General features: G+C 67.1%; 22 protein-coding genes. 11 read left to right on the top strand and 11 right to left on the bottom strand.

Features of this window, described 5'->3' with window-relative positions; genetic code table 11:
* The first annotated feature begins 286 nt into the window (after positions 1–286).
* On the top strand, positions 287–574 hold the full coding sequence (rpmB, locus tag BLQ70_RS10430; protein ID WP_091856907.1) for a 50S ribosomal protein L28: 288 nt from the start codon (positions 287–289) through the stop codon (positions 572–574).
* A gap of 166 nt (positions 575–740) precedes the next feature.
* On the opposite strand, the gene BLQ70_RS10425 is transcribed toward rpmB, so the two are convergent.
* From BLQ70_RS10425 to BLQ70_RS10375, 11 genes are all read right to left on the bottom strand, one after another.
* On the bottom strand, positions 741–1,739 hold the full coding sequence (locus BLQ70_RS10425; RefSeq protein ID WP_091856906.1) for an esterase-like activity of phytase family protein: 999 nt from the start codon (positions 1,737–1,739) through the stop codon (positions 741–743).
* Entirely contained in the window at positions 1,739–3,631 is a 1,893-nt protein-coding gene (cobT, locus tag BLQ70_RS10420) for a cobaltochelatase subunit CobT (RefSeq protein ID WP_091856905.1), read from the bottom strand. The genes BLQ70_RS10425 and cobT overlap by 1 nt, the downstream gene beginning before the upstream one ends.
* Positions 3,628–4,044 carry a GNAT family N-acetyltransferase gene (locus BLQ70_RS10415; RefSeq protein WP_061970140.1) on the bottom strand — a complete coding sequence of 139 codons (417 nt, stop codon included), beginning with the start codon at positions 4,042–4,044 and terminating at the stop codon, positions 3,628–3,630. The genes cobT and BLQ70_RS10415 overlap by 4 nt, the downstream gene beginning before the upstream one ends.
* Positions 4,045–4,052: 8 nt before the next feature.
* Positions 4,053–4,403 carry a GFA family protein gene (locus tag BLQ70_RS10410; RefSeq protein ID WP_061970142.1) on the bottom strand — a complete coding sequence of 117 codons (351 nt, stop codon included), beginning with the start codon at positions 4,401–4,403 and terminating at the stop codon, positions 4,053–4,055.
* Between the two features lie 16 nt (positions 4,404–4,419).
* Positions 4,420–5,406, bottom strand: a complete 987-nt coding sequence (gene cobS, locus BLQ70_RS10405) for a cobaltochelatase subunit CobS (protein WP_061970143.1) — start codon at positions 5,404–5,406, stop codon at positions 4,420–4,422.
* A 149-nt stretch (positions 5,407–5,555) separates the two neighbouring features.
* Positions 5,556–6,716 (bottom strand): glycosyltransferase family protein, encoded by a 1,161-nt coding sequence (locus tag BLQ70_RS10400; protein ID WP_091856904.1) that lies wholly within the window; start codon positions 6,714–6,716, stop codon positions 5,556–5,558.
* Positions 6,713–7,963, bottom strand: a complete 1,251-nt coding sequence (locus BLQ70_RS10395) for a glycosyltransferase (protein WP_091856903.1) — start codon at positions 7,961–7,963, stop codon at positions 6,713–6,715. Before BLQ70_RS10395 ends, BLQ70_RS10400 begins: the two co-directional genes overlap by 4 nt.
* Positions 7,960–8,622, bottom strand: coding sequence for a hypothetical protein (locus BLQ70_RS10390; protein ID WP_091856902.1), 663 nt, complete (start codon positions 8,620–8,622; stop codon positions 7,960–7,962). The genes BLQ70_RS10395 and BLQ70_RS10390 overlap by 4 nt, the downstream gene beginning before the upstream one ends.
* A gap of 76 nt (positions 8,623–8,698) precedes the next feature.
* The gene (locus BLQ70_RS10385) at positions 8,699–10,507 is read right to left on the bottom strand and encodes an adenylate/guanylate cyclase domain-containing protein (RefSeq protein ID WP_091856901.1); all 1,809 of its coding nucleotides are present in this window, start codon (positions 10,505–10,507) and stop codon (positions 8,699–8,701) included.
* A 16-nt stretch (positions 10,508–10,523) separates the two neighbouring features.
* Positions 10,524–10,973 (bottom strand): Crp/Fnr family transcriptional regulator, encoded by a 450-nt coding sequence (locus BLQ70_RS10380; protein WP_061970152.1) that lies wholly within the window; start codon positions 10,971–10,973, stop codon positions 10,524–10,526.
* Positions 10,970–13,726: an ABC transporter ATP-binding protein/permease gene (locus tag BLQ70_RS10375; protein WP_170843376.1), complete on the bottom strand. Its 2,757-nt coding sequence runs from the start codon at positions 13,724–13,726 to the stop codon at positions 10,970–10,972. The genes BLQ70_RS10380 and BLQ70_RS10375 overlap by 4 nt, the downstream gene beginning before the upstream one ends.
* 184 nt (positions 13,727–13,910) lie before the next feature.
* Between BLQ70_RS10375 and BLQ70_RS10370 the strand changes: the two genes are divergently transcribed.
* From BLQ70_RS10370 to BLQ70_RS10325, 10 genes are all read left to right on the top strand, one after another.
* Complete coding sequence (locus tag BLQ70_RS10370) at positions 13,911–14,936, top strand: polysaccharide lyase family 20 protein (protein ID WP_091857137.1); 1,026 nt, start codon at positions 13,911–13,913, stop codon at positions 14,934–14,936.
* Positions 14,937–14,962: 26 nt separating this feature from the next.
* Positions 14,963–16,840 carry an ABC transporter ATP-binding protein gene (locus BLQ70_RS10365; RefSeq protein ID WP_091856899.1) on the top strand — a complete coding sequence of 626 codons (1,878 nt, stop codon included), beginning with the start codon at positions 14,963–14,965 and terminating at the stop codon, positions 16,838–16,840.
* Positions 16,837–18,792, top strand: coding sequence for an ABC transporter substrate-binding protein (locus BLQ70_RS10360; RefSeq protein ID WP_091856898.1), 1,956 nt, complete (start codon positions 16,837–16,839; stop codon positions 18,790–18,792). Before BLQ70_RS10365 ends, BLQ70_RS10360 begins: the two co-directional genes overlap by 4 nt.
* 6 nt (positions 18,793–18,798) lie before the next feature.
* Positions 18,799–19,797: an ABC transporter permease gene (locus BLQ70_RS10355; protein WP_091857136.1), complete on the top strand. Its 999-nt coding sequence runs from the start codon at positions 18,799–18,801 to the stop codon at positions 19,795–19,797.
* Positions 19,794–20,981: an ABC transporter permease gene (locus tag BLQ70_RS10350; protein ID WP_244511977.1), complete on the top strand. Its 1,188-nt coding sequence runs from the start codon at positions 19,794–19,796 to the stop codon at positions 20,979–20,981. The genes BLQ70_RS10355 and BLQ70_RS10350 overlap by 4 nt, the downstream gene beginning before the upstream one ends.
* A gap of 26 nt (positions 20,982–21,007) precedes the next feature.
* Entirely contained in the window at positions 21,008–22,147 is a 1,140-nt protein-coding gene (locus tag BLQ70_RS10345; RefSeq protein ID WP_091856897.1) for a glycosyltransferase family 4 protein, read from the top strand.
* Positions 22,144–22,941 carry a polysaccharide deacetylase family protein gene (locus BLQ70_RS10340; RefSeq protein WP_091856896.1) on the top strand — a complete coding sequence of 266 codons (798 nt, stop codon included), beginning with the start codon at positions 22,144–22,146 and terminating at the stop codon, positions 22,939–22,941. Before BLQ70_RS10345 ends, BLQ70_RS10340 begins: the two co-directional genes overlap by 4 nt.
* A 148-nt stretch (positions 22,942–23,089) precedes the next feature.
* Positions 23,090–24,370 (top strand): glycosyltransferase family protein, encoded by a 1,281-nt coding sequence (locus tag BLQ70_RS10335; protein WP_061970165.1) that lies wholly within the window; start codon positions 23,090–23,092, stop codon positions 24,368–24,370.
* 72 nt (positions 24,371–24,442) lie between these two features.
* Positions 24,443–24,631, top strand: coding sequence for a twin transmembrane helix small protein (locus tag BLQ70_RS10330; protein WP_061970166.1), 189 nt, complete (start codon positions 24,443–24,445; stop codon positions 24,629–24,631).
* 156 nt (positions 24,632–24,787) lie between these two features.
* Positions 24,788–25,384, top strand: coding sequence for an acyloxyacyl hydrolase (locus tag BLQ70_RS10325; RefSeq protein WP_170843375.1), 597 nt, complete (start codon positions 24,788–24,790; stop codon positions 25,382–25,384).
* Positions 25,385–25,415 lie beyond the last annotated feature (31 nt).

Genomic DNA, 25,415 nt, shown 5'->3' with positions numbered 1-25,415 from the left:
CACTGTCTCCGGAACGGCGCGATCCTGTGCGGAATGCACTCTGAATCGGCCCGAATCGTGGCCGGCTTCCCCTTGTGGCGAAGCAACGACCGATTGAAGCATCGGACCCCGATCTTTACACCCCGTTAACGCTGAAGGCCATGTGAACGGCGAACGGAGTTTTCCTTGACGCAAGCCGCGCCCTTGGCTATGGAACCGCGACTTCAATTTGACTTCCGGTGCTCGCCGGCACGTCACGTGTCGGTTTTTTTGTTTGAGCGCCCCCGGGAACGTAAGGAACGATATCATGGCCCGCCGTTGCGAACTGACCGGGAAAGCCACCCAGACCGGCCACCTCGTCAGCCACTCGAACCGCAAGACGAAGACCGTCTTCCGTCCGAACCTCGTGAACGTCACGCTGCAGTCGGACGCGCTCGGCCGTTCGGTGCGCCTGCGCATTTCGGCCAACGCCCTGCGCTCGGTCGAGCATCGCGGCGGTCTCGATGCCTTCCTGCTCAAGGCTGCGGCTGGCGACCTCTCGGTCGGCGCGCTGACCCTGAAGCGCGACCTCGAGAAGAAGCTCACCGCCAACTGAGCGGTTTGCCCTTCCGGGTTTGAATGAAGCGGCCGCAAGGCCGCTTTTTTCGTTTGAGCTGAGCTCAACCGTCATGCTCGCCCTTGTGGCGAGCATCCATGTCTTGAACACGGCTTTCGAACAGCGAAGACGTGGATGGTCGGGACAAGCCCGACCATGACGCTGTCTACGAAAGCAGCTCGAACTCCAGCAGCAGCGTGCGCTGCAGGAACGAGAAATTGTCGTCCGAGATCAGGGTCAGCACCGTCCGCCCCGCCTCCAGATGGACCGACAGTCCTTCCATATTATCGATCTCGAAGCCGAGATCGGCCTCGATCAGGCGCTGACCACCGATCAGCGCCCCCGGCCGGATATCGCGCCCGGCGATTCGCCTGATCCGCATGCCGACGCCGCGCAGCGGCTGGTACCAGCGCTCCAGCACCAGCATGTCGCCGGAAGGCAGGAAGGCGAGATCGGTGATGTCGTAGCCGTCATGCCGGGCGAGCTTGAACAGGCCCGGCTGAGGGCCGCCAAGGATGGCACCGAGCGTCGGCTCGTCCTCCTTGCCCGAACGCTCGGCGATGGCGATGAGAGCGCCCTTCAGCGGCCCCACAGGCATGACGCCGAGCGCCTCCAGCCCGCGATTGCGCGGCAGGCGCTTGAACTCACGCGGCACCGGCACGGGCCGTGCACGCGCCTCGACGCCATCGCGCGCCCAGTCGAAGCGGGCGATCTCATGCTTGCGCTCGATCCCGACGTAAGCCGTACCATCATGGATGCAGAGGCTCTCGGTGTCGAAGAGGCCGGAGCGGGTCAGAGGTCGCCCAGAGGCGCCGAGAATCGCCGCCATCTCGGCCTCCTCGAGCCCGGTGAGCTTGCCGCCATTGGAGGCGACCTTCGCCGTCAGCCAGTAGCCGCGATCGGTGATGGCGACGAGATCGCGCCCGCCATTCAGTCGCGCCAGCCCCGAAAATCCACCGAAGCGCGGATGGCCGGACGAGAGCACGAGCCCGCTGCGGAATTGCAGCGCGCCAAAGCGGCGCTGCTCCGGCCGGCGCGGCTCGAAAGCCGCGATCGGTCGTGCCGAGACCCCGACGGGGAAGCGGGTCTGCTCGATCGCCTGCGCGGCGGCGGGCAGCGCGAACGCGCCGAGCCCTGCCAGCGCGGCGCGGCGCGTCAGGCGCATCAATGCCCGCGGCGCTTGGAGCCGGAACCCGCAGGCCCGTCCTCTTCGAAGAGTTCCGCGAGCTTCTCGGTCATCACCCCGCCCAGCTCCTCGGCATCGACGATGGTGACGGCGCGGCGATAATAGCGCGTCACGTCATGGCCGATGCCGATGGCGATGAGCTCGACCGGCGAGCGCGTCTCGATCTCGGCGATGACATGGCGCAGATGCCGCTCGAGATAATTGCCGGCATTGACCGAGAGGGTGGAATCGTCGACCGGCGCGCCGTCCGAGATCACCATCAGGATCTTGCGCTGTTCGGAGCGGCCGAGCAGGCGCTTATGCGCCCAGTCCAGCGCCTCGCCGTCGATATTCTCCTTGAGCAGCCCCTCGCGCATCATCAGGCCGAGATTCTTGCGCGCGCGCCGCCAGGGCGCGTCCGCCGCCTTGTAGATGATGTGCCGGAGATCGTTCAGGCGGCCGGGATTGGCCGGCTTGCCCGATTGCAGCCAGGCCTCGCGTGACAGCCCGCCCTTCCAGGCGCGCGTGGTGAAGCCGAGCAATTCCACCTTGACGCCGCAGCGTTCCAGCGTCCGGGCCAGGATATCGGCGCAGGTCGCCGCCACCGTGATCGGTCGCCCGCGCATCGAGCCGGAATTGTCGATCAACAGCGTCACGACCGTGTCGCGGAAATTCGTGTCCGATTCCTGCCGGAAGGAGAGCGGCTGGAACGGATCGAGGATGATCCGCGGCAGGCGCGCCGGGTCGAGCGCGCCCTCCTCCAGATCGAACTGCCAGGTGCGGTTCTGCTGCGCCATCAGGCGCCGCTGCAGGCGGTTGGCGAGCCGCGCGACCACGCCCTGGAGATGGGCGAGCTGCTTGTCGAGATAGGCGCGCAGGCGCGTCAGTTCCTCGGCGTCGCAGAGTTCCTCGGCCGTGACGACCTCGTCGAATTTCTGGGTATAGGCCTTGTAATCGGTCTGCGGGCGCTCGTTGCCGCGGCTCTCGCGCGGGCGCGGCGCCTCGCCGGCCTCCTCGGATTCGGAAGCTTCGTCCTCCTCGTCCCAGTCGCCGGCCGGCGCGTCGGTCGCCTCGGAGGCACCTTCCTGCAGTTCCTCGGTCGCGTCCTCGGAGACCTCGACCTCGGAACGATCGGCGCCGCTCTCCTGCTCGGATTCGCCGTCCTGCTGCTGCTGGTCCTCGGAGGACTGGTCCTGGTTGTCCTCGTCCTCGTCGGATTCGTCGCCCTGCGCGGTCTGCTCGGCCATGTCGAGTGCCGCCAGCATGTCGCGCACCGTGCGGGCGAAGCCGCGCTGGTCCTCGATCGTCTTGGTGAGCCGGTCGAGATCGGCCCCGGCCTTGGCCTCGATCTGCTCGCGCCAGAGCTCGACGACCTTCTCGGCCGCCTTTGGCGGCTTGAGGCCCGTCAGGCGCTCGCGCACCATCAGCGCCAACGCATCCTCCAGCGGGGCGTCGGCCCGGTCGGTGACCTCCTCGTAGCGCCCGCCGCGGTGGTAGCGGTCCTCCAGCATCGCGGTGATGTTGCCGGCCATGCCGGACATCCGCCGCGCGCCGATCGATTCGACGCGCGCCTGTTCGACGGCGTCGAACACGGCACGGGCCGCATCGCCCTCCGGCGCCGTGCGGCGGTGGATCGCGGCATCATGGCAGGCGAGGCGCAGCGCCATCGAATCGGCATGACCGCGCAGGATCGCGACATCGCCGGGGCTGAGCTTGCGCGGCGGCTCGGGCAGGCGCGCCCGCTCGCCAACGAGCGAGGGCTTGTCGGCCGCGAAGACGATTTCCATCTCCGGCTTGCGTGCGATCGCCTTCATCGCGCCCGAGATCGCCCGCTTCAGCGGCTCGGCCGGGGCTTCCTTCGGCGTTCCTGGCTTGCGGTTCGAGATACTCATAGCGCCTTCGTGAAATGATGCAGCGTTTGACCGGCCACCGGATAGTCCTCCATCCGGCCGCATTCGCGATAACCGAGCCGGGGATAGAACCCCGGCGCCTGGATGCTCATCGTCGAGAGATAGACGCCGCGCGCGCCGTAATCCCTCGCCCGCTGCTCGGCCTCAGCCATGATGGCCGCGCCCCGGCCGGTGCCGCGCTGGCTCTCGTCGATCCAGAACAGATCGACATGCAGCCATTCCCATTTCAGCTCGCCGACGAGCCCGCCGAGGATCGTGCCGTCCGCGTCGCGCAGGCTGATCGTCAATGGCGTGCCGTTGCGCGGGCCGACCCTGACCTGATTATGGGCGCTGAGGCCGCGCAGCACCGCGGCACGCGTCTCGTCCTGCTCGGGCTCGACCGTGATCGCGACCACAACCCCTCCTAGCGCGAACGCCCGTCATAGGCGGTCGGCGACAATTCGGTCGGCTCGACGCCGGCGAGGCAGCGGACGTTGACCGCGACCATCGGCGTGCCGTCGGGCCCATTCGCCTTGGCGAAGGATTCGATGCCGCAGGTCTCGCAGAACAGATGCTGGATCTTCTGCGTGTTGAAGCGGTACTCGGTCAGCGCATCCTCGCCCTTGGTGAGCGTGAAGGCGCTGGCGGGCGAGAACGCGAGGATCGAGCCGCGGCGCTGGCAGTAGGAACAATTGCAGGTGAGGGTCTGTCCGAGATCGGCTTCGACCTCATAGGCGACCCGCCCGCAGTGGCAGCTTCCCTGATACTGCGCCATGGCTCGTGTCCTCCCGTTAGCTGAGCACCACGTTCGCGGCGCTTTCCGGCAGTTCCTTGCCGAAGGAGCGCTGGAAGAACTCGGCCACCAGCGTCCGCTCCATCTCGTCGCACTTGTTCAGGAAGGTGACGCGGAAAGCGAAGCCGATATCGCCGAAGATCGCCGCGTTCTCGGCCCAGGTGATGACCGTACGCGGGCTCATCACGGTCGAGAGATCGCCGTTCATGAAGGCGTTGCGGGTGAGATCGGCGACGCGGACCATCTTGTTGATGACGTCCTTGCCGTCCGGCGTGCCCTGGTAATGCTTCGACTTCGCCAGGACGATCGCGACCTCGTTGTCATGCGGCAGGTAGTTCAGCGTGGTGACGATCGACCAGCGGTCCATCTGGCCCTGGTTGATCTGCTGGGTGCCATGATAGAGGCCGGACGTGTCGCCGAGGCCGACCGTGTTGGCGGTGGCGAACAGGCGGAAGGCGCCGTGCGGGCGGATGACGCGCTTCTGGTCGAGCAGCGTCAGCTTGCCGGACTGCTCCAGCACGCGCTGGATCACGAACATCACGTCGGGGCGGCCGGCATCGTATTCGTCGAAGACCAGCGCGATGTTGTTCTGCAACGCCCAGGGCAGGATGCCGTCCTGGAACTCGGTGATCTGCTTGCCTTCCTTCAGCACGATCGCGTCCTTGCCGACGAGATCGAGGCGCGAGACGTGACTGTCGAGGTTGACGCGGACGCAGGGCCAGTTGAGGCGGGCGGCGACCTGCTCGATATGGGTCGACTTGCCGGTGCCGTGATAGCCCGAGATCATGACGCGGCGGTTATGCGCGAAGCCGGCGAGGATCGCGATCGTGGTGTCGCGGTCGAATCGGTAATCCGGATCGAAATCCGGCACATGCGGATCGGCTGCGGAAAAGGCCGGCACCTCGAGATCGGAATCGATCCCGAAGGTCTCGCGCACCGACAGCTTGATGTCGGGCAGGCCGGGCGCAGTCGTCGTCGTCATCATCTTGTCTCCAGGCAAAGGGCCATGACCGGAATTCGCCGGTTAACCCAGAGCCGACCGAGAAGGGAGGCGGATCGTCCCTCATTAGAGCGAAAGACCGGAGGCGGCAATTCGCAAAGCTGCACCCCGGCCCTCGCAAAGGGCATGCCGGCTCAGTGTCGGGCGCGGCCGGCAATCCCGGCGAGAAGCTCCTTCACGATCGCGGCCGAGCGGGCTGCGCCGCCCCGGTCGATCGGCAGGGCCGGGGGCTGGGCTCCCATGGCCTCACCGACGGCATCCGTCAGAGCCACCGCATCCCCGACGAAATCCCCGGACAGACGGAAGCATCGCGCCAGCCCCGCCCGCTCCATCGCCTCGGCCCTGACCGTCTGCTCGGTCTCGTTGCCGGCATCGAAGGGCACGACGATCGCCGGCCGCCCGGCCGCGACGAGATCGAGCACGGTGTTGTAGCCGGCCTGGCTGATCGAGACCGCGCAGCCGGCAAGGAGAGCGGGAAAGTCCGGCCGAGCCCGCTCGATCACGACCTTCTCAGGGGCATCGGCCGCAAGCAGTCCCAGATCGGCCTCCGCCATGCCGCGCCCGGCGAGAATCCGCCAGCGGCGTCCGGACCGATCGAGCCGCGCTGCCGCTACGGCGCAAGCGAAGAGCGGCAGGGCAGCTGCCGAACCGCCGCCCGAGACGATGACCTCGCCGTTCGCCAGCGTGATGTCGGCAGGCCGATCATCGGCGAGATAACCGGTATAGCGCAGCTTGGCCGCCAGCCCCTCGCCCACCGGCCACGACCGGTCGAGCGGCAGGAAACCGGCATCGCCATGGACCAGGACCGCATCGAACATCCCAGCGATCCGACCCTCGGCCTCGGCGATTCGGTCCGGCCGCGGCGTCACCAGAACGTCGCGCACCGAGGAGAGCACAAGCGCCTCGGGCCGCGCCGACTTCGCTGCGGCGATCAGCGCGAGGAACTCGGCGGCCAGTTGACGCCGCCCGAAGGGGAAATGCTCGACGATCACGACATCCGGCCGCAACCGCGCCGCCAGCCCTTCAAGCATGGCGATGCGGGCAGCCTTGCGCTCCGGGTCGATCGGCTGCCCGCTCTCATCGAGCAGCGTGCGGAAATCCGTGCCTTCGGTCCTGATCGGCGGCAATTGCACGAAGGCGAAGGGTTCATCCTCCATGACGCGCAGCGGCATCCCGCCGCTGGCGAGCGTGACGGAAAGCCCGCCCTGCACCAATGCTCGCGCGAGATTCGCGGCCCGGACCAGATGGCCGCTGCCGAGCAGATGCGTCACCGCGATCAGGACGGAAGCGCTCATGCCCCTTCGCCCGCCGAGCGCTTCAGCATCGTCGCGACCCGGTCGAGCCCCGCCTGAGCAGAAAAGGCTCCCGTCAGCCGCGCATAGGCTGCCTCGCCCAGCGTGGCGCGCTTCTCAGGCGCCTTCGCCAGGTCACCCAACGCAGCAGCGAGCGCCGCGACATCGCCCGGCGGCACCAGCAGGCCCTCGACGCCATCGCGGACGAATTCCGGGATTCCCGCGAAATCCGTCGCGACGATCGGCAGGCCCTGGCTCGCGGCCTCCATCACCACATTGGGCAGGCCGTCGCGGTCGCCATCGCCTGCTTCTTTCGACGGCAGCACGAAGAGATCGGCCGCCCGCAAAGCCGCGATGACCTCATCCTGCGCCTTCGGTCCGGCCCAGACGATCCGGTCGTCGAGCCCGAGCGCCTGCGCCTGCGCCTGCAAGGCCTTCAGCTTCTCCCCGCCGCCGATATGCGTCAGGCGCCAGTGCAGCGTGGGAGGCAGCTTGGCCAGCGCGTCCAGAAGGTCGTCAAAGCCCTTCTTCGCCACTGCGCGCCCGATGGTGACGAAGCGCACGGGATCGTTCGCGTCCGAGCCGTCCCATGCCGAGCGCGATCCCGGCGCCGGAAAGCGCGCGAGATCGAGCCCGTGATAGACCAGCGCGACCTTGTCCGGCCGGTCGGAGAGGCGCTCCAGCTCGCGATGCCCATCGCGGGTGCAGGTGACACCCCAGACGGCGGAGGCGATCTTCTCGCGCTTTTCCCAATCCTCGGTCGTCCAGATATCCTTGGCATGGGCCGAGAACGACCATGTCAGACCGGCGAGCAAGGCGGCATAGCGGATCACGGAAGCCGGCGTGTGCAGGTAATGCACATGCAGGTGCCGGATATCATCGGGCAGTTCGCGCGCCATCACGCAGGCCTGCCCGAAGCGGCGCCAGCGATTGCGCGTCCGGTCGCGCGCGAGATCCCGCAGGAAGATTGGCAGCAGTCGCAGCAAACCCGGCCTCAGCAGGGCCGCCAGTATTCCGCGCGCCACGCGAGCCGGCTCGTCGTGCAGATATTCCGGCAGATAGCGCACCGGCGCCGTGATCTGATGGTGCATCAGATGCTTCGCCGCATCGGTCGGATGGCGCAGCGACCAGATTTCGAAGGGGAGGCTGCGCTGCTGCAAGCCGAGCAATTCCTGCGCGATGAAGGTTTCCGACAGGCGCGGATAGCCCTTCATCGCCACCGCGATGCGCGGCGCCTTGCCCGCTGTCATCGCCGTCCGATCAGCATGAAGCGCGTATAGTTCTTCGTCGGCCGGGCGCCTGCGAACCAGACCTCGGACAGCCCCGCCTGCTCACGGAAGGCGTCAAGCGAGGGCACGCAGCTGCGGTGGTCCGGCTCGCGAAAATAGTCGTTGGACTGGAGCACGAGCGGCAGGCCCTTGGGCAAGGTCGCGAGCCAGCCCGGCACATCATCGAGATGCTCGCAGCTCGTGTTAATGACCAGCCCCGGCGCCGGCGACTGCGCCGCGAAATCCATCGCCATCATGTCGGCCGTCATCGCCCGGAACCGCCCGGCCTGAACATGGCGATGGTTCAGGATCTCCCCGATCGGCGCGCAGGTCGGATCGATGTCGAGGCTGACGATCCCCGGAATCGCAAGCCGGGCATCGTCGAGCAGCAGCGCGCCGAGCACGCCGTACCAGGCGCCGAGCACCCAGACAGGTCCCGCGGGCTTAGGGTAAGTCTCGGCCAGCGCCTCGACCAGCCATTGCTTCGAGGCGATCTGCTTGTGGTTGCAGGCGATCGACAGGTCGGGCGGCGCGCCCTTGCCGTAAAGCCGCGCGATATCGGCGACGACACGGTTGCCCGAGAGCGCTGCCATGCCGCGCAGCAGGTCGTGAAAGGCCTCTTGGGGCGGTTCGGGCGTCATGGGTCGGTCGTCATCCGGAAAAGCCGGCGGACCATAGACATGCGCGCCCGCAAAAAACCAGCCATCCGCGCAAGGATCAGCCCTTTTCGCCGGTCTCGCCCTGCTCCTGCACCACTTCTGCCGATGTAGTCGCCTCGCCGCCGGCCACCACGGGAACCGGCACCGCCACGTCCTCGCGCTTGCGGCGGGCGATTTCCGGCGCGCTGGCGAAGCCATAGGCGGTCAAAGGCTTCTCGCGCCCCTTGATCGCGATCTTCAGCGTCGTCGTGCCGGCATAGCTGCGCCCGCTCGCCCGGATCGTGTCCTCGGAGACGACGATATCGGCCAGCACGCGCCGCGTCGCCGATTCGAGCTGGCTCGCGACCATGACGGTCTCGCCAACCGTGATCTCGCGCCGTCCGAGGTTTTCGTTCTCGACCGCGCCCGTGATCGCGTCACCGGTATGGATGCCGATGCCGATCCGGAGCGGAAGCGGAAGCGCCGCGCCGTATTCCCGGTTGAGCGCATCGACCGCGCGCACGATGTCGCCGGCAGCCGCGATCGCGGCCTGTGCCCCGCGTGCCGGCGGGCCTTCGAGACCGAACACCGCCATGAAGCCGTCGCCATAGAAGGCGTCGATGCGCCCCTCATGCGCCGTGATCGCCTGCCCCATCTCGTCGAAGAAACGGTTGAGCAGGCCGATCAGCTCGCGCGGCAATTGCCGTTCGGAGAGAGCGGAGAACGCCCTGAGATCGGCCACCACCACGGTCAGGCCGCGCTTGCCCGCGGCATCGTCGATCTCGAACGGGCGCGCCGCGCCGGCATTCAATCGCGACGCCAGCAGGATCTGCACCTGAAGATCGTCGCGCGGCCTGATCTGGCAGGCGAGCCGGACGCCTTCCGGCGCCGAGATCCGCCGCAGCAGCTTGGCCTCGTTCGGGCCCGGCTTCGGCAGCTTGTCGTTGCCGTCCATCACCAGCACGCGGCAGGTGGCGCAGCGCGCCCGCCCGCCGCAGAGCGCGGCATGGGGAATGCCGAAGCGCCGGAACATCTCGAGCACGGTCGGCCCCGGCGCCAGCCGGCGCGTGCCGTGGCCGACGAAGCGCACCGTGATCTGGCGCGTCGTCCGGACCCTGATCTCGCGAATGCCGATGAACAACAGGAAGGAAGCGACAAGGCCGTAGAAGGCGCCTTTGCCCCACATCACGTCGCGGGCGAACATCGCGGCTTGCGCGTCGCTGACCAGCTCGGCCGGCATCGCCATCTGCTCGGCCTCCCGCGCTCCGACGGAGAAGCCGATGATGGCCAGGAGCGGGATCAGGATCGCCGCCAGCAGGAACGGGTCGCGCCAGTGGCGATAGCTGTCGCGGGCGCGCAGCATGAAATGGATGCCGATGATGCCATGCGTCCAGACCAGCAGCAGCAGCAGCGACTGCGTCAGCGCCAGCCCCGGCCAGAGCCGGCGCAGGACCGAGCGGTAGCTCTCGTCGACGCCGAAATAGATGCCCATCACCCGCGTGCTGATGATGTGGTCGACCAGCAGCAGCGGAATGGCGAGGCCGAGCGCGATCTGCAGCATTTCGCGCAGAGGCATCTTGAAGGTGCGCCGCTGCACCACCCTGAGCAGCGCGAAGACCGGGTGGACGATCAGCGCGCCATAGAGCGCGGCCGTCCCGGCCCAGGAATGCCAGAAGCCATAGCGCCAGTCCTGGACCTTCTCCATGGCGCCGACACCGAGGATGCCGACGGCATGGTTCAGGAAATGGGTCGTGGCGAAAACAAGCAGGATCAACCCGGAGACGAACCGGATGTCCCGACTCCAGGACGAGACCTGGTCCATGCTCGCACCCATGCCGCCGCGGGTTGCGCCCGTGCGGTTCGTGCCTGCGGCTTGCGGCCGGTTCATGCGATGATGGACCTCGTCAAACGGTTTCGTGCTCGCGCAGCAGGACGGAGGCAAGCCTGTGGACCCGGCCGGCCAGATCCCGGCAGACGGCGAGGCTGAATTCCGGCACCGTCTGGAGCAGTTCGAAGAACAGGTCCTTCGGAATCCGCAGCGCCAGCACCCGCGACTTCGCGCTGATGGTGGCGATGAAGGGCTGGCCGCTCAGCAGGGACACGTCGCCGGTGATGCTGCCGGTGTCCTTGACGAAGCGCCGCTCCTCGCCGCTCTCGCTTGGTTGCAGGATTTCGACCTCGCCTTCCAGGATGACGTAGACGCCCTCGAGCTTCTCCTGCGGGCTGATCAGGACAGCACCGGGCTCGAATTGCAGCCGCTCGCCCATCAGCGCGACGAGCTTGAGCCGCGATGCCGGCATGTCCTGGAACAGCGGCAGGCAACGCAGGCAGCCGATATCGGTTTCCAGACTCATGATCGCGCCTCCATTCGCCCAGTGTTCTCGCGCCCAGTGTCCTCGCGCCCGGTGCTTTCGAGGCGCGACGCCCGATCATTGGCCGCATCGGGCCTGCCCAGCGCCTCGACCGTGCCCGTCGCTCCGTGGAACAGCACCCGCAGCGGGACCTCTCCCGCAAGGTTAGCATCTCCGACCAGAAGAAACAGCGTCATGCCCGCGCAATAGCTGTGCAGCCGGGCGACGATCTCCCGCGGCTCGTCCGAAATCGCGAGCAGAGAGGATATGTCGAGCACCGCGATCTGCGGCGCCTTGACCAGCGCCTGGACCAACGGCACGGCCTGTCGCAGCCGGACCGGCAGGAAACGCCCGCGGATGCCGCTCTCGGTATCGAGGCCGAGCCGGTAGAGCGCCTCGCCCAGCCCTGAGCGGGCGAGCGCCTGCAGCACGATCTCGCCGACCTTGCGGGCGGCATCGGGCACGCCGTAGCCGATGCGCCCGAACATCAGGTTGTCGCGCACGCTGGCGCCGACCATCACCTTGTCGGGGTCGTAGAAATCGACGTCCTCGACCGCATCGGCCGGCAGATGCTTGCGGAAGCTTTCCCGCGCCCGCAGGATGCGCCGCTCGAGGCGCGCATCGATCAGGTTCAGCCTGTGCTTGGGCTCGATATAGCCGAGCGCCAGCGCGACGAGATCGCGCTCGGTCTCCTGGTCGAGCGGGTTGCGCATGTCGTGCTTGGCCAGCAGCGCTGCGAGCTCGTTCAGGCGCTCGAACTCGAAATTCGCGCCGAAGGAATAGCGCTCGAACAGCGCATGGCCCTGCGGCAGGCCGGCGAAGATTTCGACCACGGTCGCGACGATGCGCGCGCCCATCTCGGCCAGCGGCTCGACCAGCGCCTCCGCCTTCAGGATCGACTGGGCATAGGGCTCGAACAGCAGGGTCGTGCTGTCGAAGCGCGTGCTGGTCCGCGTGCCGAAGATCAGGTTCTCGACGATCGGGGCGTTGCGGTTGTAGCGGTCGAGCACGAAGGGCTCGATCAGGTCGCCCTGCTTGATCCGTGTCAGCTCGGCCGCGACCACGCGCCGGGCCGCGATGATGCGCTCGATCGCCTGCTCGCTGACCGGGCGCATCACCTTGCCGCCGAGCCCGAGCTCGTAGACCTCCTGCGTGCAGCCGAAGACGTCGAGCAGTTCGTGGATGCGCGCCGCGAGTTCGGCGGTGTCGGTGACGCCGACCCCGGCATAGTCGGTCCAGTCGGCCTCGAACGGGAAGGGCGAGTTGCCCGAGCGGATCGCCTCGACGAAGCGGCGGTGCTCCGGTGCGGAGACCGCGCCGCCGGCCTTGAGGTCCGGGCGCCGGCGCCGCAGCGGCAGCAGGATGTTGTCGCGCATCGAGCCGGCGATGAGCTCGGGTTCGTCGCCGGAATAGCCGATGATGTGGCTCGCCCGCTCGACCGACATTCCCGCCAGCGGTTCGCCGTCGATCAGCACGCGGCCGGTATAGCTCGTCGCCTGCCGGCCGAGGATCCGGCCGAGCACGTCCTTGCCGCCGCCCGGCGGGCCGATAACCGCCACCAGGCCCGGCCGCGCCAGGCTGAACGAGAGGGGCGTCAGGAGCGGCTGGCCGCGATTGTCGAGCATCTGCACGGATTCGAGCCGGATCTCGCCCTTTTCCGGCAGGGCCGCGACCCCGTTCTCCTCGTCGAGGACGAGCGTCTCGTCGCTGTTGAACTGCGAGATCACCTGATCGTACTTGATCGTCACGTCGTTGCGCTGCTGGTCCCAGTCGATCAGCTCCTTGATCGGCGGCGGCAGGTCGCGATAGGCGGCGATCACCGCGACCAGCTGGCCGATATCGAGCCGCCCCTGCAGCGCGAAGAAGCCGCCGATCGCGTAGAAGAAGAACGGCGTGATCTGGGCCAGCAGGTTATTGAGGAACTTGACCGCGAATTTCCGCTTGTAGAGCGCATAGCGGATGTCGAAGAGCCGCCCGAGCCGCCCGGCGATGTCGGACTGGACATAGGCCGTCGCGCCATGGCCCTGGATCATCGGCCCGGCATCGACGATCTCGCCGATGCGGCCCGCGAGCTGGCGCGAGGCGATCTGGCGCTCGCGGCCGAGCCTGAGCTGCTCGCGCCTGAGAATCGGGATGATGATCGCCTGTACCAGCACGATCAGCAGCGCGATCGAGCCCAGCCAGAAGCTCTGCGCCATGATGAAGATCAGCGCCGTCAGCGCCTGGCTGAGCAGGAAGACAGGCTGGATGAAGGCATCGCCGACGAAGCCGCCGACGGGCTCGACCTCGTCCTTGATCATGCTGGCGATCTCGGCCGGCTTGACCGCGCGGATCTCCTCCGGCCGGAAGCGCATCAGCTGGCTGAACAGGTCGTAGCGCATGCGCCTGAGCATGCGCTCACCGAGGATGCCCTTGCGCACATTGATGACGTATTTGAAGGCGCCGTTGATCAGGACCAGCAGCAGGAAATAGGTGCTGAGGCCGACGAGCAGGCCATACTGGCCGACCTGGATGCCCTCCGACAGCCTGTAGCTCGCCCCACCCAGCCAGGACGGCAGGTGCAGGGTAAAGTCCATCAGCGTCGCGGTGGTCTTGCCGTCCTTGAAGGCGCCGCCCTGGATCGCATCGTTGACGATGCGCTTGGGCACGTCGAACGAAGCCCAGTTGAAGGGAATCGAGACAAGGATGATCAGCAGGACGACGACCTGCTCGGCCCGGCTCTTCTGCCAGATGTAACGGAAGAGATTGGACTCCAAGGGGCAACCCTGTACCGAAGCGCTCGCGGCGCAAGCTCGAACGGGTCCGGCGGGCCCGAAGCGACCATATGTGGTGAGGTTGCGGCCGAGTGCAATGCGCGCCACGCTGCGGCCGTAGCGGCATAGCAGGGTGGAGGTGGCATCCATCGTCGGGGGTAGCGTGAAAAGGACAGTTGCGTCGGGAATGCTGTGCTGCGCGGCCGCGATCGGTCTCGTCGGCCTATTCGCCGTCTCGGCCCGAGCCGACCCCGCCCAGCGCATCCTGCACGACGGCTTCGAACAGGGCGGTTTCGCCCCCGAAGGCGGGCTATTTTACAAGGACAATCCCGAGCAGCGCTCTGGCCGCGCGATTTTCGGGGATGCCGCGCCCTATAGCGGCGCGGGCGCCCTGACCCTGATCGCGACGCCGTCCTGTCTTCCGCGCGCCATCGGCTGCAGCGAGCGGGCCGAGGTCTGGGAGCGCCCGGAGGTGCTCGTCCCCTTCCGCAGCGCGGTCTGGTACGGCTTTGCGCTGCGCCTCAACGATCCGCTCGCCCAGGACGATCGCAGATATGTGATCGCCCAGTGGAAGCGCGAGATCCTGCCCGAGGCCGTCGGCGACTATTCGCCCTTCCTGGCGCTGCGCCTTTATCGCGGCCGCCTCGGCATCACCGTCGAGACCGACCTGATTCCCTCCTATCCGATCGGCGGCAGCGAGCGCCCTCACGGCTGCCTTCCTGGCGAGGCGCTCGTGCTGAGCCGCCCCGATGCACAGCAGACCCGCGCGCTCGTCGCGATGGAGAGCGGCACGACCACAGAGAATTACCCGCGTTATTTCGACGCCTGCGCGCCCGGAATCCGGGTGACGCCGCATGCAGACCTGCCCTCCGCGCAGAAGGGCTGGATCGATTTCGTCGTCCGTTCCCAACCTGGCCCCGATGGCGAAGGCCATGTCGAAATCCTTGCCGACGGCGTCCATATCGTGACCGTCGAGGGCCATATCGGGCATAGCGGCCCAGGGCTCGACGACAACCAGTATTTCAAGATGGGCCCTTATCGCGCCCCGGCCCCGCTGCCCTGGAGCATCAGCTACGACGATTTCCGGCGCGGGCCCCGTTGCAGCGATGTCATCCGCATCGGGCAATGCCCGCCGGAACCGCAAGCGTCGAAAGCGATTGGCAAGTTGCCGCTTTCGACGTCTAGTGACGTCAGGAAAGGTGAAGGGCCCTAGGCCCCAGGGGCACATCGTTTCGGACTATGGATATCCTGCGCATCAGCGACTTGCGTATCGGCTTCACGATCCACGGCCTGGCCCGTGACGTTGTGAAGGGCGTCAGCCTGCGCGTCCCCGCCGGCAAGACCGTCGCGCTGGTCGGCGAATCCGGCTCCGGCAAATCGGTGATCTCCCAGGCCATCATGGGTCTCCTGCCACGCGCCGGCGGGATCACCGGCGGCGAGATCCTGTTCCGCGACCCGCAGGCCCCCGAGACCGTCGTCGACATCGCGACGCTGCCCGCCGAAGGCAAGGGCATCCGGGCGCTGCGCGGCGGGCGGATCGGCATGATCTTCCAGGAGCCGATGTCCTCGCTCTCGCCGGTCCATACCATCGGCAACCAGATCGAGGAGGCGCTGCTCCTGCACCGGCCGATGCCGAAGCCCGAGGCGCGTGAACTGATCGAAGCGATGCTGAAGCGTGTCGGCTTCAAGAACCCGAAGCGCGCCTTCGGCCTCTACTCCTTCGAGCTCTCGGGCGGGCTGCGCCAGCGCGCCATGCTCGCCATGGCGCTGATCTGCCAGCCGGCCCTGCTGATCGCCGACGAGCCGACCACGGCTCTCGACGTCACCATCCAGGCCCAGGTGCTGGACCTGATGCGCGATCTCCAGGCCGAGATGGGCATGGCGATCCTGCTCATCACCCACGACCTCGGCGTCGTCGCCAACATGGCCGACGAGGTGGTGGTGATCTTCCATGGCGAGATCATGGAGCGCGGCACGGTCGAGGATATCTTTCGCCGCCCCCGCCACCCCTATCTCAAGGCGCTGCTCGACGCCTCCCCGCATTTCGACATGCAGGACGGCGAGCGGCTGGTCGCGCTGCGCGAGGCGCGCCCGCGCCCGGCCGTCGCCGCGCCGCCACCGAAACCCGCGGCAGACGCCGCCCCCCTCCTCAGCGTCCGCGGCCTGCACAAGACCTATGTCACGGGCTCGCGCAGCTTCTTCGGCAAGGGCAACCAGACCAGCGTCAAGGCCGTCAACGATGTCGGCTTCGACATCAGGCGTGGCGAATGCCTCGGCCTCGTCGGCGAGAGCGGCTGCGGCAAGACCACGGTCAGCAAGATCATCATGCGCGCCGTCACGCCCGATTCCGGCGAAGTGATCTTCGACGATGGGCGCGAGCGGGTCGACGTGCTCGGCCTCGAGGGCGAGGACCTCCGCAAGTTCCGCCCGCGCGTCCAGATGATCTTCCAGGACCCGGTCTCGTCGCTGTCACCGCGCATGACCGTGATGAACATCCTGCGCGAGCCGCTGGTCATCCATGGCCGCGGCGATCAGGCCGGGCAGGACGAACGGGTGCGGACCCTGATGCAGGATGTCGGGCTCGATATGCGGTTCCTCAACCGCTATCCGCATTCCTTCTCCGGCGGTCAGCGCCAGCGCATCGGCATTGCGCGGGCGCTCGCGCTCGACCCGGACCTGATCATCTGCGACGAACCGGTCTCGGCGCTCGACGTCTCCGTGCAGGCGCAGATCCTCAACCTGCTCAAGGACCTTCAGGCCGAGCGCGGCCTGACCTTCCTGTTCATCTCGCATAATCTCGCCGTGGTGAACTACATGGCGGACCGGATCGCGGTGATGGCCAATGGCCGGATCGTCGAGCTGGCGCCGCGCCACGCGCTCTTCGACCGCCCCGCCCATCCTTACACGAGGGCGCTGCTGCGCTCCGTGCCCTTCGCCGATCTCGACCGCAGGCTCGACTTCAAGCTGGCCGCGCCCGGCGGCGCCTCCGACGACAGCCATTGGGACAAGGCCTTCAAGGCAGGGCCCGACGAGGGCGCCCTGACGCATCTGCCGCTCGGCGATGGCCATTTCGTACTCGCGCGGCCGAATGCCGATATGCGGGAGCTGGTGCCATGACGCGCCGTGCCCCGCACCCGACCCGCCGCACCGCATTGCTGCTCGGCTCCGCCGCTCTCGCGGGAGCCGCCCTGCCGCGCCTCGCGCAGGCCGCGCCGTTCTCGGGCACTGCGATCGACAGCCCGTTCTTCGCGGACCAGGTCGCAGCCGGCACCCTGCCACCGGTCGCCGCGCGCCTGCCGGCCAATCCACGCATCATCGATCTGGCGGCGCTCGGCCGTGAGCCCGGCCGCCATGGCGGCAATATCCGCATGCTGATGGGCGACCAGCGCGACATCCGCATGATGACGCTCTACGGCTACACCCGCCTGATGGTCTATGACGACGATCTGGAGCTTGTGCCGGACCTGCTCGAGAGCTGCGAGGTCGAGGATGGCCGCATCTTCACCCTCAAGCTGCGCCAGGGCCATCGCTGGTCGGATGGCTCGCCCTTCACCACCGAGGATTTCCGCTACTGGTGGGAGGATATCGCCAACAACAAGCGGCTTTCGCCGGGCGGCCCGCCCCAGGCCCTGTTCTCGGCCAATGAACCGCCGCGCTTCGAGATCCTGAGCGAGACGGAAGTCCGCTACAGCTGGAAGACGCCGAACCCGATCTTCCTGCCGGCGCTGGCGGGCGCGCAGCCGACCTACATCTTCATGGCCTCCGGCTATCTCAAGCAGTTCCACGAGCGCCACGCGCCGAAGCACGAACTGGCCAAACGGGTGAAGGAGCACCATGTCCGCGACTGGGGCGCGCTGCACGAGCGGCTCTCGCGCATGTACCGGCCAGAGAACCCGAAGCTGCCGACGCTGGAGCCCTGGCGCAATACCACGCCCCTGCCGGCCGAGCAGTTCGTCTTCGAGCGCAATCCCTATTTCCACCGCATCGACAGGAACGGTCGCCAGCTCCCCTATACCGACCAGGTGACGCTGACGATCGGCACAAGCTCGCTCATCCCGGCCAAGGCCGCGGCCGGCGAGTCCGACCTCCAGGCCCGCTATATCCGCTTCGACAACTACACCTTCCTGAAGGAAGCCTCAAAGCGGATGAATTTCGACGTCAGGCTGTGGAAGCGCGCGGAAGGCGCCTATTTCGCCCTGCTCCCCAACCTGAACGCCATCGATCCGGTCTGGCGCGACCTCAACCGCGATGTCCGCTATCGCCGGGCGATCTCGGTCGCGATCAACCGCAAGGACGTCAACAAGGTCATCTTCTTCGGACTGGCGCGCGAGAGCGGCAACACCGCCCTGCCCGAAAGCCCGCTCTACGACGCCAAGCTCGCCGCGCTCTGGACCCAGCACGACCCCGCGCTCGCCAACCGCCTGCTCGACGAGATCGGCCTGACCAAACGCGACGACGACGGCATCCGCCTGCTCCCGGACGGGCGCCGGCTGGAGTTCACCATCGAGACCGCCGGCGAGAACACCGAGGAAACCGACATCCTCGACCTGCTCAAGCAGGATTTCTTCGATGTCGGCATGAAGATCTATCCCCGCTCGACCCAGCGCGACGTCTTCCGCCGCCGCATCCTCGCCGGCCAGACGGTGATGTCGGCCTGGGCCGGCATGGACAATGCACTGGTCACCTCGGACATGGAGCCGGATGCCTTGGCGCCGACCTCCTCCGCCCAGTTCCAGTGGCCGCGCTGGGGCCAGTTCGTCGAGAACAGCGGCCGCGAAGGCGAACGGCCGGCCCTGGCGGAGGTCAACGAACTCGTGCGGCTCTACGAGGAATGGCGCGTCAGCTCGACCCGCGACCAGCGCCGCGCCATCTGGCACAAGATGCTGGCGATCAATGCCGAGCAGCTCTTCAGCATCGGCGTGATCAACAGCACGCTGCAGCCGATCGTCGTCTCCAGGGACCTGCGCAACGTGCCCGAGAAAGGCCTCTATAGCTTCGAGCCCGGTGCCTTCATCGGCCGCTACATGCCCGACACCTTCTGGTTCGACCGAGCCGAGACCAAGGCCTGACGCGTGCTGATCCGCTACATCCTCAAGCGCATCCTGCTCATGATCCCGACGCTGATCGTCACCAGCGCGCTGATCTTCACCGTCATCAACCTGCCTGAAGGCGATTATTTCGAGACGCTCGCCGCCGAGATGCAGGCCCAGGGCGAGAAGGCGGACATGAGCCGCATCGAGTTCCTGAAGAAGGAGTATGGCTTCGACAAGCCCCCGCTGGAACGTTACGTCCGCTGGGTCGCCGGCCTCATCCAGGGCGACATGGGCTATTCCTTCGAATACCAGCGCCCGGTGCGCGAGATCGTCGGCGACCGCCTGCTGCTGACCATGATCGTGTCCTTCGCCACCATCATCTTCACCTGGATCGTCGCCTTCCCGATCGGCATCTACTCGGCGACGCACCAGTACAGCTGGGGCGATTACGGCCTCACCTTCCTCGGCCTCGTCGGGCTTGCCGTGCCGCATTTCCTGCTGGCGCTGGTCTTCATGTATTTCGCCAATATCTGGTTCGGCACCTCGATCGGCGGCCTCGTCGATCCCTCCTATCTCAACCAGCCGATGAGCTGGGCCAAGCTCAAATCGGTGCTGGAGCATCTCTGGATTCCCGTCATCATCATCGGCGCCGGCGGCACCGCCGGCATGATCCGGGCCCTGCGCGCCAACCTGCTCGACGAGTTGCAGAAGCAGTATTACGTCACCGCCCGCGCCAAGGGCCTGCCGCCCGGCAAGGCGCTGCGGAAATACCCCTTACGGATGTCGCTCAACTTCTTCATCTCGGATATCGGCGACATCCTGCCCTCGATCGTCTCGGGCGCCGAGGTCGTCGCGATCGTGCTCTCGCTGCAGACCACCGGCCCCCTCCTGATCCGCGCCCTGCAGAGCCAGGACATGTATCTCGCCGGCTCCTTCCTGATGTTCCTCTCCTTCCTGACCGTGATCGGCGTGCTGATCTCGGATATCGCGCTCGCCATCCTGGATCCGCGCATCCGCCTCCAGGGAGCCGCGACCAAGTGAAGGCGACGACGCTCAACCATCTTCCGCCGGACGGCGCGGCCCTGCCGCACGAGGTCTCGACGGCGCCGTTCGAACCCTATGCTACCGAGGCGATGACGCCGGAGCAGGAGCGGGTCTACCTCGCCTCGCAATGGCAACTGATGTGGTGGAAGTTCCGCAAGCACAAGCTCGCGGTCATCTCCGCCGTGGTGATCTTCGTGATCTACGCCATGGCGGCCTTCGCCGAGTTCCTCGCGCCCTATCACTATACGACGCGCAACACGGACTTCATCCGCGCGCCCAGCCAGAGCATCCACCTCTTCCACGAAGGCAGCTTCATCGGCCCCTTCGTCTACCCCTATGCGATGCGCCTCAACATGGAGAACCTGAAGCGCGAATACGAGGTCGACAGCACGCGCCCGCAGAAGCTGCGCTTTTTCTGCAAGGGCGACGACTACGATTTCTGGGGGCTGATCCCCGGCAACCGGCACCTCGTCTGCCCGCCCGAGGGCGGCACCTTCTTCCTGCTCGGCTCCGACCGGCTCGGCCGCGACATGCTCTCGCGCATCCTCTATGGCGGGCGCATCTCGCTCTCGATCGGCCTGCTCGGCGTCTCCGTCTCCTTCGTGCTCGGCGTCATCATCGGCGGCATCGCCGGCTATTATGGCGGCCGGATCGATCTGGTCGTCCAGCGCATCATCGAGATCGTGCAGTCGCTGCCGCATATCCCGCTCTGGCTGGCGCTGGCCTCGATCCTGCCGCCGACCTGGAGCCCGCTGCTGGTCTATTTCGGCATCACGGTGATCCTCGGCCTGATGGACTGGACCGGGCTCGCCCGCTCGGTGCGCTCGAAGCTACTCTCGCTGCGCGAGGAGGATTATGTCGTCGCAGCCCAGCTCATGGGCGCGAAGCCGCGCCGCATCATCGCGCTCCATCTGGTGCCCGGCTTCATGAGCCATCTCATCGCCTCGGCGACGATCACCATCCCCAAGACCATTCTGGGCGAAACCGCCCTCTCCTTCCTCGGCCTCGGCCTCAGGCCTCCGATCACCAGCTGGGGCGTGATGCTCAACGAGGCCCAGAACATCAATGTTGTGGCGCTCTATCCCTGGCTGCTCTATCCGGTCGTGCCCGTGATCGTGATCATCCTCGCCTTCAACTTCCTCGGCGACGGCCTGCGCGACGCAGCCGACCCCTACCGCTGACAGCATCACCGACCCCGAAGACGATCTTGCGCATCGCGTTCCACACCCCGCTCAATCCGGTCGGTGACGGCGGCGTCTCCGGCGACCGCCGCATGGCCCGCCAGCTCGTCGCCGCGCTCGAAAGCCTCGGCCATGTCGTCGAGCCTGTCGCAGCGCCAAAGACCTATTTTCGCGAACCGGACCCGGCGCGCTTTATCAGCGTCGTCACCGACGCGGCCCGCCTGCGCGATGCCCTGCTCGCCGGATACCAAGCCGGCCGGCCACGCCCCGATCTCTGGTTCACCTATCACAACTACTATCGCTCGCCGGACCTCCTCGGGCCGGATATCGCGACAGCGCTCGACATCCCTTATGTCACCGCCGAATCCAGCGATTCCGCCCGGCGCGCCACCGGCGAATGGGCCGCGCATACGGCGGCTGTCCGGCAGGGGCTGGCCGCCGGCGACGTCCATTTCTACTTCACCGACCGCGACCGGCAGGGGCTCGAACCCTGGCGGAACGCGGGTACGTCCCTGCTCGCCCTGCCCCCCTTCGTCGCGACCCCTCCCGAGCAGCCCCGACCCGCCATTTCGTCGGGCCCGCCACGCCTCGTCACCATTGCAATGATGCGAGAGGGCGCCAAGCTGCAGAGCTACCTCACCCTCGCCCGCGTCCTCGACCGCTGCCGGGGCGAAGACTGGACGCTGAGCATCATCGGCGACGGACCCCGCCGTGCCGAGGTCAAAGCCGCCTTTGCCGGTGTCCCCGCTCGCCGCATCACCTGGCACGGCCAGCTCGACCGCGAGGCCGCGCAGGCCGAGCTCGCCCGGCACGATATCTTCATCTGGCCCGGCATCGGCGAGGCTTATGGGCTGGTCTATCTCGAGGCCCAGGCGGCAGGATTGCCAGTCGTCGCCTTCGACAGCGGCGGCGTCGGCGAGACGGTCTTGGTCGGCGAGACTGCCCTGCTCGCCCCCGAATTTAACGAGGAAGCCCTGGCCGTTGCCCTGATCAGCCTGCTGCGCGACGGAGCACAGCGCGAAGCCATGGGGGCTGCCGCGCGCCGTTTCATATCGGCCGAACGCACGACGAAACGCGCCGCTGAAAGGCTGGCGGAAGGTCTGGCGCTCGCCATGCGGAACCGCCGCGCCAAGCTGCCATCCCCAACGGAGAGAACTGCGCCGTGAATGTCTCCCCCTGGCAGGCGCTCGCCCTCGAACTCGACCACTGGAGCGCATCCGAACGAAAGATCGGCCTCTGGTTGCGCGACGACGACACCGTGGCGCCAAGCCCGGCACTCGACCGCCTCTCGGATCTCGCCGAGCGCTTCTCGACGCCGATCCTGCTCGCGGTCATCCCCCTGCTGGCCGAGCCTGCACTGGCACCGACGCTACGCGGCATGCCGCTGCTGCGGCCCTGCCAGCATGGCGCTTCCCACCTGAACCACGCACCTGCCGGCAGCAAAAAATCAGAGTTCGGCGCCGATCGCGAGGCTGCCGATATCGATGCCGACATCGCGTTGGGCCGCCAGCGCCTGCGCGACCTCCTCGGCGACGCCGTCCTGCCGGTCTTCGTGCCACCCTGGAACCGCATCGCCCAAAACCATGCCGCGCGCCTCGGCGCGCTCGGCTTTGCCGGTCTCTCCTGCTTCCGCGGCTATCGCCTGGGGTCGGACGGTGGGCCGCGCCTGCTCAACACCCATGTCGACGTCATGGACTGGCATGGCGGCCGCGTCGGGCGCCCGGCCGCGGACATCCTGGGCGAACTCGTCGCTCTACTGGCACAGTGGCGGCGGAACGAGGCCGGCGACATCGAGCTGGGCCTGCTGCTGCACCATCGCGACCACGACGAGACCGCCTGGTCAGTCTTGTCCGACATTCTGGCCGCGACCGCCGTTCACCCGGCGGTCCGCACGATCGATCCCGGCCAGTTCGTCACACCACCCGAAGACGCTGCGAGCGGCGTCACCGGCTTACGATGACGTGATCTGCTGCCGTTGGATATCCCAACGGAACAGGTGCTGGACGGGCTTGGATCGTCCCCGACGACCGGTTATAATCGCTCCATAGTTCCAACTGCGTTCGTCCTCGCCAAGAGGTCGTCTGGCCTTTCCGGGGGGCGACGTTCCGATGCCTTCAAACGTCGTCGATCTCGCCGGTGCCGAACGTGCGCCGCGCAGTCCCCATGCGCCGCGCGTCCTGATCTACAGCCACGACACCTTCGGGCTCGGCCATATCCGCCGCTGCCGCGCCATCGCCAATGCGCTGATCGCCAGCTTTCCGCATATCTCGGTGATCATCGTCTCCGGCTCGTCCGTCATCTCGAGCTTCCAGTTCGGCGACGGCGTCGATTATGTCCGCATTCCCGGCGTCGAGAAGCAGAGCGACGGCAGCTACGAGCCGCACCATCTCAATCTCGACCTCGGCGATACGATCCGTTTGCGGGCCGACATCATCAAGCAGACGGTCCTGTCCTTCGATCCCGACGTCGTCATCGTCGACAAGGAGCCGGTCGGCCTGCGCGGCGAACTGAAGCCCTCGCTCGACATCCTGCGCCGGCGCGGCGCACGCATCGTGCTCGGCCTGCGCGACGTGCTCGACGAGCCCGCCGCCGTCCTGGAGGAATGGAGCCGCAACGGCGCGCTGGAAGCGCTGGACACCGTCTATGACGACATCTTCGTCTACGGGCTGGAGAACGTCTACCAGCCCCTGACCGGCCTGCCGGGCCAGCACCGCTTCGCCGACAAGCTCCGTTACTTGGGCTATCTCAAGCGCGCGGTGCCGAGCCCGATGCCGCCGAACCGCTACCCGCGCATCACCAAGCAGCCCTTCATCCTGGTCACGCCGGGCGGCGGAGGCGACGGCGCCGGCGTCATCGACTGGGTGATCTCGGCCTATGAGGCCGATCCGACGATCGCGCTCCCCGCCCTCATCGTCTTCGGACCGTTCATGTCGCGGGAGAAGCGCAAGGAATTCGCGGAGCGCATCGCCCGCAATCCCAAGCTCGAAGGGCTCGGCTTCGAGCCGCGCCTGGAACTGCTGATGAACCGGGCCCACTGCGTCGTCGCCATGGGCGGCTACAACACCTTCTGCGAGATCCTCTCCTTCGATAAGCCGGCCCTGATCGTGCCCCGCGTCCGTCCGCGCCTCGAACAGGCGATCCGGGCCGGCCGCGCCGACGAGCTCAAGCTGGTCGACGTCCTCTACGACCCCTCCCAGACCGGCGAGGGCGAGCGCGATCCGCGCGTGATGGCAGCCGCGCTCCATGCGCTGCCGCAGCGTCCGCCCCCGTCACAGGCCTTCATGCCCGATCTTCTCGACGGCCTGCCCGCGATCAGCCGCGCGCTTGCCGGCGATCTCTCCCTGCCCGTCCGCAGCCGCGCCCTGGCGCAGACGGCTGCGACGAGCTGACCCACGGCTCAGGCCACGTCAGCCGCATCATGGCGCTGGTCAAGTTCCTCGCATGGTCCTAAGCCAATCCCCATGACGTTTTCGAACACTCTCGTGTCCGTCGCGGTCGGCGCCGTCGCCATCGTGCTCCTGCTCGGACTCATCAACATGCTGCGCGGCGGCAGCGCCAATACCTCGCAGCGGTTGATGCGGCTGCGGGTCGTCCTGCAGTTCGTCGCCATCGTGCTGATCGTCATCGTCTTGTGGTGGCGCAACGGCTGAACGCCTGCGTCACTGCGCGCAAGCCTTTGAAATAATTGAATTGAATCTCTTAACCCGCTGTGGACGAGAGCCTGAGCATCCGGGCCTCGCCACATTCCGAACACGAGTATGTGTGCTTCACTAACGCCTGCTCACACGTTCAATTGCCGAAGGCCCATGGTCCGCGTCGCGTTGCTGTCACTTGCCGTTTGCCTGGCCGCCTCTGCTGCTTCCGCGCAGACCCGGTCCCTCTCCGGCTCTGTCTCCAGCTACGCCCCCGCCACCGAAGCGCCCACCCCTGCCTGGGAAGCCCGCATCGGCGCCGGCCTTGCCAATCCCGGTGGCCGGGAGAGCGGCCTGCCGAACCTGAGCGCCGACCTCCTGTCGCCACGCCTCCTTCCCCTGAGCGATCGCATCGCGGCGACCTTCATCCCCCGCTTCAACATCGGCGCGAGCGTCAACCTCAACGGTACGCGCTATGCCTATGCCGGGGCGACCTGGACCTTCGACGTGACCCGCGACATCTTCGTCGAGGCGAGCCTCGGTGCCGCCTTGAACGACGGCAAGACCGGCCTGGTCGTCCCCGAGAATCGCCTCGCGCTCGGCTGCAATACCGGCACGCGCGAAGCTGCCGCCCTCGGCTTCCGGCTCTCGGACCGCTGGAGCCTCGTCACCACGCTCGAGCATTTCAGCACGGTCGGCTGCTCCGACAAGCCTGGCACGACCAGCCGTGGCCCCGCCAATATCGGCGCAAGGCTGGGCTACACCTTCTGAAGCCCGGCTACGCCGCAAACGCGCTTCCGTC

Origin of the sequence: Allobosea robiniae, assembly GCF_900102525.1 — a bacterium.
GTDB lineage: Bacteria > Pseudomonadota > Alphaproteobacteria > Rhizobiales > Beijerinckiaceae > Allobosea > Allobosea robiniae.
This window is presented reverse-complemented; position numbering and strand designations above follow the sequence as displayed.